This window comes from Arthrobacter sp. cf158 (genome assembly GCF_900106835.1).
Lineage (GTDB): Bacteria > Actinomycetota > Actinomycetes > Actinomycetales > Micrococcaceae > Arthrobacter.
On record NZ_FNNR01000006.1, the window covers coordinates 169,024 to 181,466 of the forward strand.

7 protein-coding genes are annotated in these 12,443 nt (G+C 60.9%); 2 read left to right on the top strand and 5 right to left on the bottom strand.

All coding sequences use genetic code 11. From position 1 onward, the window contains the following. Positions 1–4,001: 4,001 nt before the first annotated feature. The 5 genes from trxA to BLW08_RS13735 all read right to left on the bottom strand — a co-directional run bounded on the left by trxA (position 4,002) and on the right by BLW08_RS13735 (position 9,862). On the bottom strand, positions 4,002–4,328 hold the full coding sequence (trxA, locus tag BLW08_RS13715) for a thioredoxin (RefSeq protein ID WP_014923339.1): 327 nt from the start codon (positions 4,326–4,328) through the stop codon (positions 4,002–4,004). Between the two features lie 34 nt (positions 4,329–4,362). After that, positions 4,363–5,319: a thioredoxin-disulfide reductase gene (gene trxB, locus BLW08_RS13720; RefSeq protein WP_091325755.1), complete on the bottom strand. Its 957-nt coding sequence runs from the start codon at positions 5,317–5,319 to the stop codon at positions 4,363–4,365. 204 nt (positions 5,320–5,523) lie between these two features. Then, positions 5,524–7,185 (bottom strand): ABC transporter substrate-binding protein, encoded by a 1,662-nt coding sequence (locus tag BLW08_RS13725; RefSeq protein ID WP_091325757.1) that lies wholly within the window; start codon positions 7,183–7,185, stop codon positions 5,524–5,526. A gap of 140 nt (positions 7,186–7,325) precedes the next feature. Beyond that, positions 7,326–9,332 (bottom strand): murein biosynthesis integral membrane protein MurJ, encoded by a 2,007-nt coding sequence (gene murJ, locus BLW08_RS13730; protein WP_091325759.1) that lies wholly within the window; start codon positions 9,330–9,332, stop codon positions 7,326–7,328. A 26-nt stretch (positions 9,333–9,358) separates the two neighbouring features. After that, positions 9,359–9,862 (bottom strand): NUDIX hydrolase, encoded by a 504-nt coding sequence (locus tag BLW08_RS13735; protein WP_090822121.1) that lies wholly within the window; start codon positions 9,860–9,862, stop codon positions 9,359–9,361. 196 nt (positions 9,863–10,058) lie between these two features. On the opposite strand from BLW08_RS13735, the gene BLW08_RS13740 reads away from it, so the two are divergent. Together BLW08_RS13740 and BLW08_RS13745 are read left to right on the top strand one after the other, a co-directional pair. Continuing rightward, on the top strand, positions 10,059–11,528 hold the full coding sequence (locus BLW08_RS13740) for a CCA tRNA nucleotidyltransferase (protein ID WP_091325760.1): 1,470 nt from the start codon (positions 10,059–10,061) through the stop codon (positions 11,526–11,528). Then, positions 11,525–12,106: a histidine phosphatase family protein gene (locus tag BLW08_RS13745; RefSeq protein WP_090822115.1), complete on the top strand. Its 582-nt coding sequence runs from the start codon at positions 11,525–11,527 to the stop codon at positions 12,104–12,106. Before BLW08_RS13740 ends, BLW08_RS13745 begins: the two co-directional genes overlap by 4 nt. Positions 12,107–12,443: the final 337 nt, after the last annotated feature.

Sequence of the window (12,443 nt, forward strand, 5' to 3'; positions counted from 1 at the left end):
ACTCAGGAAGTGGATCGCGATAACCGCAGATTGTTAGCTTGTGGTCAATCTCATGGACGGTGGATAAGGCTGTGGATAACGATGTGCATAACGTTGTGCGTAAGTCGATTGCTTGATCGAGACAACGACTCATGATCTTGGCGGAAGGTGCCAGTTTCAACGTTCTTGCGAACGTCAGCTTTGGCCCTCGCTTGGGTCGGCCGCGCGTGTCCGGATAGCCAGCGCCCAGGCACAAGGAATGAGTGAGGAGTGATCGGCCACTGTTCTTGTCCTGATGTCCCTGGATCGCCAGGTGCTGCTGACGGAGCCGCCTACGGAGGCTGCGCAGTGTCTGCAATGATCTGATGTCTCCGTCGCCTCGATGGGGACGGAGCGTCCAACTGCGTCTGTGTTAGTGCCGCTTTGCCTGGGAGCGTCAAGTTCCGAACCTCTGCCACGAAGAGATGGGAAGGTCCCCAACAGCAATGCAGGAACAGTTGAATGCGTCTGGAGTCGTAGTACGCCAGGTTTTGGCAGCGGGTGACGCTCTGACTATGTGTACAACAGGTCCGACGGCGTGAGGCCATGCACCTCGAGCTGGCGTTGAACTGGGGGTTGCCAGACACACAGCTGCTCCTAGGTGCAGCCAGTGCTCTTTGGTCTCTGTCATTTCTCATCGGGTGGACCGAAGGCTGGTGGCTCTCGTCTGGCTAGTGATAATGAAGAGATCTGCTTGGCGGTCCAGCACGTGGCTTTGTTGTACGGCTCTCTCCCGCCACATGCGTCAGCGCGGACGTGCTCCCGTTTCACGTGAAACATTGCGAGTGTTGTGACCTGTCGCTGCACTGATGATGCGGCAGGTCGCATTTCGGTCTTAGGGGCGTGGGGTCAGACGGGCTCCAGAACAGCTGAGGCGCCGTCAGGGCCAATACTGGAGGGCGGGGACGGGTGGGGCTATTGCGTGGAGGGTGGGGCCAGTCGGGGATATTGCGACGAGGGGTGGGCTGGTAAGAGTCTCAGCCCGAAGTTGGTGGCATGGAAGACACACCATAGGGAAGGGTCGCTGCGATGCAACAGCGCGTCCGGATAGCTAGCGGCGGGCTGTGGTCGCGGGCCTCGTGGCGATGCCGTGCGAATGGAGACTGGGGCCTGGGGTCACGGTTCCACTGCCCCCAGATATCTGAGGCTCACTAGGTGAGGCTGCACTGCCCCGGGGTGTCTGAGGTTCTTTAGGTGAGGCTGCACTGCCCCGGGGTGTCTGAGGCTCTTTAGGTGAGGCTGCACTGCCCCGGGGTGTCTGAGGCTCAATAGCTGGCCTATCCCCCAACGCAGGCGGGAGCTGCTACAACCTGTTTCGAGAAGGCCCGCCCGTCGAGCCGATCCGTGGCCTCCAAGGCGGTACTACAGTGGAACCCTCTCCTTGCTCAAAGCCATGACGTAGGAATGCTGTTGCCTTCCATACGACGGACTCGGGCACTCTTCGCTGTGTTCAGGCAATGAGGGTATCCGGGATCGCGCCTCGGATTCACAGTCTCTGTTTCACGTGAAACAGTAGCCAATGGGACCAACGGGTATTACAACCCAGGCCGCACGGGGCGGAGGATGTGGAGTCCGAAAGGGGCGGCCCAGCCGGAACTGGGAGGGCAAGCAGGAGAAATGTCTCGTGCCCGAGTGAGACGTCAGTCCTCAGGTTCCCCATAATGGTCCCTCCTGTGTCCGAAGATTCGACGTTTCATCGGCTCTCGTTCCGGCAAATATGCTCTCCCTGTGAACCGATGGAGAGGAAACGGGTCATCGGAAGCAGCAGATGCCCTCTGGGTGGGCTGCTTAGCGGCTATCTGGTGGGTTGCCCGTGAACGAACACGCCAGGCCTCTAGTGGCCGATTATGGGCAAGTGGGTGTTGTTGAGTTGAGGTCCACTACCTTTCAGGCTGCTCTACCTAAGGAGATCGCGAATTTTCATGCACTGACCCCGCCGGCAGAGCCGGACCACACAGCTTCGGCCATAGGACCGCCGCAGGAATTGCCAGGAAGGGGCTTGGCGAACGCGGCCGTAGCTGGTCAATGGCGGACATTGGGCTCGTTATGGGTGCAATTAGGGTCTCCAGGGGGCGAAAGCGGCTTCTATGGATGGAGATAATGTCTTCGTGTGAGTTACCGCCGTGAACGGCTACGGCCCTGAATGGTTACGGTTCTGAATGGTTACGGTCCGCGCGGATATGGTTCTCGGGCGGGATGCGGGCTTAGGGACGGGTTACGACCCCTGGCGAATGGGGATCTGCGGATGAGATGGAGTTCCAGGGCCAGTTAGGCCTGGCACCATGAGGGTCCTGCGGTTCGACGCGGTCCCCCATAGGCTGTGTGGTGCCCCAGATGATGTGTGGCCTCAGTCGGATTGCCGTTCCCAGCCTTGAGAATCTTGCCACAATGATTGTGGTTGAGCTTGCTGGGATGGTCATAGAGCGCGCAGGTGCGATGCCGCTAGAGCATTCGGATAGAGCTGGTAGGCGCCAGAATTGCTCTTACAGCGAGCTTTGTGCGCCTCATAGTGCGCTGAGAACTCGTGAGGACTCACCAATCGCAGGTCTTGGCGACCATCTGCTTCAACTCTCGTGTGCTCGCCGGCGTAATCCCGCTGTCAAACAGGAGGACTGTGAGGGCCGTAAGGGGCCATATTTGGGTCTGATGGGGTTCCAATAGCCGGGATGTTTGGAAGCCGGAAGTTAATGGAGCGAGTTGTTGTTCCAACACCTAAAACCGATCCCTTCGGACTACCGACATCCGCTACCTTGGTATGGACCGCACGCATATTTCTTAGATCCCGTTCCTCCGACCACGTCATGCACCTTGGACCTGACGATCGAATTAGGCAGTCAAGCCGAATATCTCGATCCGTACGCTGGTAATGCTGTGGATGGAACTGCCGTCGTAATGACGTTTCACGTGAAACAAGTGATGGGATGCCATGAAAACTGGCTTGTTTTGCCCACTGGTGCCTGCGTACGGATGCACGTCGTGAACGCGAAGATCACACGTTACGTCGGAACGCCCGAGAAAGTCCCTAGGCCGCACTGCCGTATATGTTTCACGTGAAACGCGAGAACCCAGCCTTGGCATCCGGCTGCAAAGGGAGGTGATTCAGAGCCTCCGTCTGACCAGTGTCTTCGTCCGATCCTACCGATTTCGTTCTGGTCCCTCCTGGTTTGAGCAAGGCCTCATCCAGCCAAGCCGAAGACAGCATGAGTCACCGAGAAACAACCGCTTGCTATTCAATAAAGTGCACAAGCAGCAACCATGGAGTATTGGACCTGAATCACGGACCGTGGCTGTAAATGGTGGCAGTGACGGTGCGAAGTCGGAATCAAACGCCTTGCGGGCGATGTGGCGGGCCGAGGTGTAGTGGTGGAACAACGACATTGTGGGGCGCGGACATCCACCACGTGCTGGTGGGTCACGGGCGCGAGGGGAGAACACGCTCCATGGAATATTTGGGTGTACGCAATCCGAATACGAAAGTGCGCGTAGGACGAAATCTAGAGATGAAGCTCTCCCCTAGGCGCTTCTCGGACTCAGGTCTATCTGCAGTGGACCTGGGTTGTCTACGCGAACCGAGAGCGCCCTGGTCTTGAAGGCCATAATTCAGGGACCAAGCTTCCGGCCACGCAGAGTCATCGAAGTGATGATGAAGCCAAAGCCAATCAGTGAGGTGCACGCTGAGGGGCGAGAAACCTGAACCTCCTCAAGCCGATTTGAGCGGCTGACGGCTGAGGGGTGTGGCACTTCGGTGAGTAGGGTTTGTCGAACTGCTGCAAGGTGTCCACCAGGCACTGTTTGCCCCTACCCCAGGTAGGGAGAAGTGAAGCAGCGCATTCTGGGACGAGCCAAGGCAGCCATCGGAAGACAACACCAAAAAGTGCACGATTTAGGTTCATTATCTAAAACATCAACAAAAAACCGGCGGTCCCCACTCCTTCAGGAGCAGCAACCGCCGGCTTTAGATGTTTCAGAATCAGAAATTGACCCTAGGACAGGACGTCCGCGAATTCCTTCTCGAAGAACTGCTTCGGCTTGGCGCCGATGACTGTGCTCTTCACTTCTCCCCCGCTGAACAGGTAGACGGCCGGGATGGAAGTGATGCCGTACTCGGCTGCGATGGCCGGGTTGTCGTCGACGTTGAGTTTCACGACGTCAACCTTCTCGCTGTACTCAACGGAAATCTCGTCCAGGATGGGGCCGAGCTTGCGGCAAGGGCCACACCACTCTGCCCAGAAGTCCACGATGACCGGCTTCTCGGAAGCCAGGACATCCGTGCTGAAGCTTGCGTCAGTGACGTCTTTAGCGTTGCTCATAACTTTTCCCTTCGTATGGTTGCTTGGATGCAGCTTAGGAGTGCAGGTCTGCGAGGTAGTGCTCAACATCGAGGGCGGCCACGCAACCGGAACCCGAAGCCGTGATGGCCTGGCGGTAGGTGGGGTCGATGACATCGCCCGAGGCGAAGACACCCTTGATGTTGGTCCGGGAGCTGCGGCCCTCCACGGCGATGGTTCCCTCTGGGGTCAGATCAACTTTGCCCTTGATAAGGTCCGTGCGGGGATCGTTGCCGATGGCCACGAAGACGCCGGTGACAGCGAGTTCGGACTCGGTACCGTCCACCAGGTTCTTCAGCTTCAGGCCAGTGACCTTGTCCCCACCGAGAACATCTTCGACGGCGGTGTTCCAGACGAAGTTGATCTTCTCGTGTGCCTGGGCGCGGTCACCCATGATCTTGGAAGCCTTGAGGGTATCGCGGCGGTGAACCACGGTTACGGACTTGGCGAACTTGGTGAGGAACAGTGCTTCTTCCATGGCGGAGTCGCCACCACCAATTACGGCGATTTCCTGGTCCTTGAAGAAGAAACCATCGCAGGTTGCACACCAGCTCACGCCGTGGCCGGAGAGGCGCTTTTCGTTGGCCAAGCCGAGCTCGCGGTATGCCGAACCGGTGGACAGGATGATGGCCTTGGCCTGGAAGGTCTCCCCCGTGCCGATGGTTACGGTCTTGATGTCGCCGTCGAGATCGAGTTCGGTGACATCCTCGAAGAGGATCTCGGTACCGAAACGTGCGGCCTGCTTCTCGAAGTTCTCCATCAGGTCCGGGCCCATGATGCCTTCCGGGAAGCCCGGGTAGTTTTCCACGTCCGTGGTGTTCATCAGTTCGCCACCAGCGGTGACGGAACCGGCAATGAGCAGAGGCTTCATGTTGGCGCGGGCGGTGTAAACAGCGGCTGTATAGCCGGCAGGGCCTGAACCTACGATGATGACGTCACGCACCTGCGATGCGCTGTTTTCTGCAATGCTCACGTGGCGTGAACCTCTTCCTTAGTCGATGCTGCGGCTTTCGGGGCAGCCACCTGACTCAACCCCTGTAACGCCCCAAATATTCCGTTGGAGTTGGGGACCCTAAAAGCCACCATCATTCAGGGTACCGTCTGGGGACACGGCACATCGAAGTGGGGACCCCCGATGACCGGGAGTCCCCACTTTACGAAAGTGCCTGAAAACTGGTTACTGGACAGTGACCTCGGCCAGACGGAGGCCGTAGCCGAATCGGGTCTTAGGGGCCGCCAGCTTGGGGAGGGCCTTGATGACCACAATGACGTACTGGGTCTGCGTGGGTGCGGCCAGCGGCATGGTCAGCTCCGGGGAGGTGAAGCTGTTGGTGCCTACGAGCTTGGCGCCGTCCATGGCGGGACGATCGTTGGTGTAGACGCTGATGCTTCCGCCGGAACCACCCAGCTGGTTGAGGACGATGGACTTGACCTCCGCCGGCTCCTTCAGCTTGACCACCAGTGGCATTTCTCCGAAGAGTCCGCCCCAGTCAGCAGTGGCAAACTCCATGTCCGACCAGTAGCTCGCAGCGTTGCCGTCGAAAGCCCTCGTCAGGTCCTTGTCGTACTCTGCGGCGAAGGGGAAGTCCCCCAGACGGGTAATGCCGGCGATCGCCGGAGGAGCTGCCGGGGGCGCAGTCTCGGAGGGCGTCGGCTCCTCGGAGGGCGGGGTGGTGGTCTGCGGGGCGGTGGTGTTCTGTGTGGCTGCAGGTGTACCGGAGGGCAGGAGGCTGCCCAGGTTGGTGACCGCAAGGACCAGACCGACAATCAGGACTGCGGCGAGCAAACCGCCCACAAGCCAGCGAAGGGACCGGGGTTCCTTCTCAGGAGCTTCGTCCTCGTAGACCTCTTCATCGTCGTAGTCGTTCTGTACAGCGGCCGACGCCGGGAAGCTGGTCGGGGCGCGGTCGTAACCCGGGTCCGAGGTACTGCTCGCGGCAGCGGCTCCCCCTGCAGCGGCACCGCCACCGGCAAAGCCGTAGTCCTCGTCGGACCACAATGAAACCTTGGGTTCCGCTGGCTCCCGGGCAGGTGCCGGTTGCGAGCTGACTGCTTGGGTGGGCGGTTGGGCCGGAGCAGTGGGCTTGTTAGCAGGCTGCGCAGGCTGGGACGTAACGGCCTGGGTGGGCGGCTGGTTGGACGGGGCGGCCGTGGCGGGGGCGGCAGCAGAACCCGAGCCGGCGGCAGCGTCGGCGTCGTGATTCTTCGAACTTGAGTTCTTCCACGCGGCGAGACCGGCGGCACCGGCACCGGCCGCGGCAGCAGCCAACTTTCCTGCGATGCCGCTCTTGGGTGCTGAGGGGCTGGAGGAGGGCATAGGAGGCACATTGCCGGCTTGGGAGCCGGAGACGGGTTGCTCCGCGTCTCCCTCGGACGGAATGGGGTAACCGTTCTCGTCGTACTGGATGTACTCGGCGTCGTGCTCATCATCCTCGTAGAGGCCGTCGTAAGTTTCGGGCTCGTACGTCCGGGGCTGGCCAAAGATTTCGCTGCCGAGCGTCTCCGTGAAGAAAGGCTCGATGTATGGCGGGTTGGTTGCCACCACCAGGTCCAGCAAATCAGGCGCTGTGCTGTGGTTGGTGATGAGGTACGTGGTGTTGTCGCTAACGCCGAGATCCAGGATCTGGACGTGGCCGGGGCGTTCTCCGGTAGCCACTTCACGGGCGCTCTGAGCAACCTGCTCGGCGTTTCCGGGGCCGGCGACAAGGATGCTCACGGGACGGTTGAGGACCTGGTCCACGCCGTCGAGCACCTGATCTTGGTCATGCGAGGTCAGTACATTGGCCGTGACCTTATAGCGGCCGCCAAGTACAGATCCGACGTCGATCGGGTGGGACACGTGTTCCTCCTAGGCTGTCCGGGAGCTGCGGGTCCTGCACGTGGCTCGCCCGGCGAGCCGGTTGAACCGCTGTTGCAACTACCTATATTCGTTTCTAGCCTAGCCGATTGGCGCCCGCCGCCCGCGTTGGCGGCACCGGCTTACTTCCGGCGGTTTCCCCGCGATGGGAAGTACGGATTCTGTCCGGCGTCGCCTTGGTAGGTGCGTCGACCCGGCAGCGGGACCTGCGGACGGAACTTGCCTGCGCGGGCAGTACTGGGCATTTCCTCTTCCGGGAGGTAGGTCTTGGGAGCTTCCGGGCCGGCCACGGGAGCCGCCCTTCGAGGTTCTACAGCCGGACCCGCCCTGAACGAAGCGGCGTCGAACTCGCCCGAGATGCGCGGGATCAAACCGGTATCGTCCGAGACCGTGGCCCGGGCCGCCGTCGTGGTTTCTGCCGCAGCACCAACAGGCGCGGGAGCGCCGCGTCCCAAACGGCCCATGAGCGGGCGGAGGAGGTCGCGAAGTTCGGTGACGTGGAAGACGCGGAGCAGGACCAGGTACGCGAGCAGCATGACAGGCCCGACGACGACCACCGTCACCAGTGCGGCCGGGCGGCTGCTCCAGGCGAATCCATCGGCCCGGTAACTGCCCAGAAGCCACAGCGCACCGGCACCGGCCAGTGCGGAACCCAGCCCGGCGTAGCCCATGCGGATATAGGAATTCGCGATGCGTGGGCCGTCGAGGTGGCCCAGCAACCGGCGCAGGAACATCACGCTGATCACGACGGACAGGATGTTGCCCAGTGTGTAGAGAATGGCGATCGCGTAGATGATCTGACCGACGGGGAGGAACTGGATGAAGAACGCGCCCACGACGTAGATCACCGCCAGCCACAGCTGCACGTACAAGGGCGTGCGGGCATCCTCATTGGCGTAGAACACGCGGGACATCATGAAGTTCGCGCTCAAGAAGGGGGTGCTGAGGGCCAGGATGGTGAGCGTCTGTGCCAGCATGACGCCGTCCTGCGGGTTGCCACCCGAGAAGAACATCCCCAGCGGGCCAGCCAGCGCAAACAGGGCCAGGGCGCCGAAAACCGTTGCGACGGCCATGGTCCGCAGGCCGTGTGACAGGGCGTCCCGCAGCTCGCCCTTGTTGCCTTCCTGGGATGCGCGTGTCATGCGATTAAAGAGGACTGTGGCCAAGGACAAAGCGATGATCGAGTGCGGCAGCAGGTAGAGCTGGCTGGCCACTTCCAGGACAGCGTTGCCCGGCAGGACGGCAGCAGCGGCAGTATCCCCCGCGTTGTCCAACCGCAAGCGTTCAGCGCCGGGAATGGTGGCGATCCTCATGACGTAAAGGAACGCCAACTGCCCGACGGCGGCAGTCGCCAGAGTCCACACGCTCAGTTTGGCAGCCTGACCCAGTCCAACGCCGCGCCAACCAAAGCGCGGACGCAGGCCAAGGCGCAGCCGGAAGACGGGCACGAGCAGGATGGCCGTCTGGGCGATCACACCAAAGGTGGAGAACCCGGCAATCAGGAAGGTCTGGGTGGGTCCCCAATTGTCCACAGTGTGCGGGTTGGTGATGTTGGCGCCCAGGATCCAGATGAACATACCCAAGCCGGCGATGGCCACAAGGTTGTTCAGGATGGGCGCCCACATGGCCGGGCCGAACGCTCCGTGGGCGTTCAGTACCTGGGTGAGCATGGCATAGAGCCCGTAGAAGAAGATCTGCGGCAGGCACCAGAAAGCGAAAGTCACTGCCAGGGCTTTTTGCTGTTCTGAGTAGCCCTGCGTGGTGAGGTCGATGACCAAGGGCGCTGCGAGCGTCACCAATGCCGTCAATGCCAGCAGTACCAGCACGGCCAACGTCAGCAGGCGGCTGATGTAATCCGCGCCGCGGTCCGGAGCCTTGCTGGCCTTGATGATCTGTGGGACAAGAACGGCGTTGAACACGCCGCCCGCCACCAGCAGGAAGATCAGGTTGGGAAGGTTGTTCGCGTTAATGAACGTGTCATTGACCGTCGAACCAAGGCCAAGGGCTGCGCCGAGCATCCACGTTTTGGCGAAGCCAAGGAACCGGGAAACGAGCGTTCCTGCCGCCATGATGGCGCTGGAACGTGCTTCTCCGGATTGAACGGACTGGGTGGTTTTGGCTTCAGACATCGCCTTTATCGTCCCATGTACCCGGGTCAGAGGTGTTCGGGCAGCACTTCCCGTGCCAAATCTGCGATGCGGCGTTCATTCGGGAAGGACAATTTGCGGGCGAGTTCCTGGATGGGAACCCACGCGGCGTCCACGGCTTCCTGATCAGGATCGTTCTCGATGGTCAGCTCACCGCCGGTTGCCTGGAGCAGGAAGTGATGCACGGTTTTGTGGACGCGGTGGCCGCTTACCGTGAACCAATAGTCGATGCTTCCCAGGGGTGCCAGGATGCTGCCTTCGATGCCGGTTTCCTCGGCGATCTCGCGGACAGCAGCTTCCTCGTTGTTCTCGCGGCCTTCCGGATGGCCCTTCGGCAGGCACCACTCAAGCCGGCCACCCCTATTAAGGCGGGCGATGATCGCAACCCGGAGTTCGCCGTCGGACGTGTCTACTACAACGCCGCCTGCGGACACTTCCTCCACAGTGGGAAGCGAGGCCTGCACCGGGTGCTGCGGGGCGGGCGCGACGTGCGCACCGATTGCCGACGGCAACGGTGCGTTTGTCCTCCTGCCAGGAGCGCTCGGGATCGGGTTGGCCATGAGGTCCACTCTAACGACTCTTGCCCCGGAGTGATGACCGGGACATGGCCACAAGATGTACTGCAGGAGATGGTCCGCGGACACATGCCTGATTTCGCATGGAACAGTGGCCCACTGCTGCGCAAAAATCTGCCAAGCTTAAGGAACTATGGCGCACGTATTGGACAGCTCTTCAGTTAACTTCACCATCGATCCGGTGGTGCTCGACCTTGGGCAGCGCTTTGTCGACGCCGGATTCGAGCTGTCCTTGGTAGGTGGACCCGTGCGCGACCTCTTCTTGGGGAGGACATCCCCGGACCTCGACTTCACCACCGATGCAACGCCGGACCAGACCATCGCCGTCATCAGGAAGTGGGCGGACAACTTCTGGGAAATCGGCCGCGCCTTCGGCACGATCGGAATGAAGAAGAGCGGCTTCCAAATTGAAATCACCACGTACCGGGCCGAGGCGTACGACCCCGATTCCCGCAAGCCCGTGGTGGCGTTCGGCAACTCCCTGACCGACGACCTGCTGCGCCGCGACTTCACCATCAATGCCATGGCGCTGCGACTGCCCAGCCTGGAACTCGTGGATCCCTTCGGTGGAGTCCGTGACCTCCACGCGTCCGAGCTCGCGACGCCCGGTGCACCTGAAGCGTCTTTCTCCGACGATCCGCTGCGCATGATGCGCGCGGCCCGTTTCGCGTCGCAGCTCGGCGTGTCGGTTCACGACGACGTCCGGCTGGCCATGTCCCAAATGGCGGACCGGATCAAGATCATTTCCGCCGAGCGCGTCCGCGAGGAACTGGTCAAGCTTATTAACGGCGCGCACCCGCGCGTGGGGATCGATCTCCTGGTGGACACCGGCCTGGCAGAGTTCGTGCTCCCCGAAGTCAGCGCTCTCCGATTGGAAGCAGACGAGCACCACCGTCATAAGGACGTGTACCAGCACTCACTGCAGGTGCTGGAGCAGGCTGCCGCATTGGAAACGGGCCCCGACGGTCCGGTGCCCGGCCCCGATTTTGTGCTGCGCTTTGCAGCATTGATGCACGACGTCGGCAAGCCGGCTACGCGACGTTTTGAACAGGGCGGCGCGGTGAGCTTCCGCCACCATGATGTGGTGGGTGCGAAACTGACCGCCAAACGTATGAAGGCGCTGCGGTTCGACAACGACTCCATCAAAGCCGTGTCCCGCCTGGTGGAACTGCACATGCGGTTTTATGGCTATGGTGACGCAGGCTGGAGCGACTCCGCTGTCCGCCGGTACGTCACCGACGCCGGTCCCCTGCTGGAGCGCCTGCACCGGTTGACCCGATCCGACGTCACCACGCGTAACCAGCGCAAGGCAGACCGCTTGTCCTTCGCCTACGATGACCTTGAACATCGCATCTCGGCGCTCTTGGAGCAGGAATCGTTGGCAGCAGTCCGGCCTGACCTCGATGGAGCGCAAATCATGGCTCTCCTGGGACTCAAGCCTGGTCCCGTGGTTGGCAAGGCCTATAAGTTCCTTCTCGAGGAACGCATGGAACACGGACCTCTTTCGCCGGAGGAAGCCGAGCAGAAACTCTTGGCATGGTGGGAAGCGCAACCCGAGTCCGCCGTTGTCGAGCCTTTGACCGAAACTGAGGAGCCCTCATGAACGCTGCGACTTCCCCGCGTCCGCAACTCTGGATCCTTCGCCACGGCGAAACGGAATGGTCCAAGAGCGGGCAGTACACGGGCCTGACGGATCTTCCCTTGACGGTGGAAGGTGAGCAGCAGGCTGTTGAAGCACGCAAGGTTCTTGAAGGAATCGACTTCGACCTCGTCCTGACCTCGCCGCTGCGCCGTGCCCGCCGCACTGCCGAACTGGCCGGCTACCCGGACGCCGTGCACGAGCCGTTGGCTGTCGAATGGAATTACGGCGACTACGAAGGCATCAGCTCGGACCTCATCCGTAAGGACAACCCGGACTACCTCATCTGGACCGACGGCGTGCCGAACGGGGAAACGCTGGATGAAGTAGCTGCCCGCGCGGACAAGATCATCGGGCGTGTGCTTGAGTCCGGAATGGACAACGTCCTGGTGGTGGCACACGGTCATTTCTCCCGCATCCTGACGGCGCGGTGGCTGGAAATGGATGCCCGCGAAGGCCGGCACTTCATTCTTGGAACCGCGAAGGTATGCACTCTTGGTTGGGATAAGCGGACGCCGGCAATTGTCCGCTGGGGTCTTTAAAACATGAATTTCAAAAAACTTTTGGCAAATTAGCTAATTGCGCTGGTCAAACTCCTTCTTCATGGGGTAGCTTATATCTTGTTCCCAGAGCGACCCGCCGGGAACCAGGCGTGCATTCACCGGTTAGTCAGCCGGGACAATGCCACAGCAGGCTGTTTCAGCCAGAAAAGGAGGTTGGGAAAATGATTACTTTGACTAGCGGACGGAAGTTGACTGTCACTGCTACCCCGGCCTCTGCTGATGATGCGCGCCATTTTTGGACTCGCTGACCACTCCTGACCTACCGGACCGGCCTGTTGCCGGCGGTGTTCATGGCAGCCATTCTTTCTTCGGATGG

What these genes read in the sequence shown, in the direction of transcription:
- BLW08_RS13745 (WP_090822115.1), top strand. Translation starts at nt 11,525, where the DNA reads ATGAACGCTGCGACTTCCCCGCGTCCGCAACTCTGGATCCTTCGCCAC.
- murJ (WP_091325759.1), bottom strand. Translation starts at nt 9,332, where the DNA reads ATGTCTGAAGCCAAAACCACCCAGTCCGTTCAATCCGGAGAAGCACGT.
- trxA (WP_014923339.1), bottom strand. Translation starts at nt 4,328, where the DNA reads ATGAGCAACGCTAAAGACGTCACTGACGCAAGCTTCAGCACGGATGTC.
- BLW08_RS13740 (WP_091325760.1), top strand. Translation starts at nt 10,059, where the DNA reads ATGGCGCACGTATTGGACAGCTCTTCAGTTAACTTCACCATCGATCCG.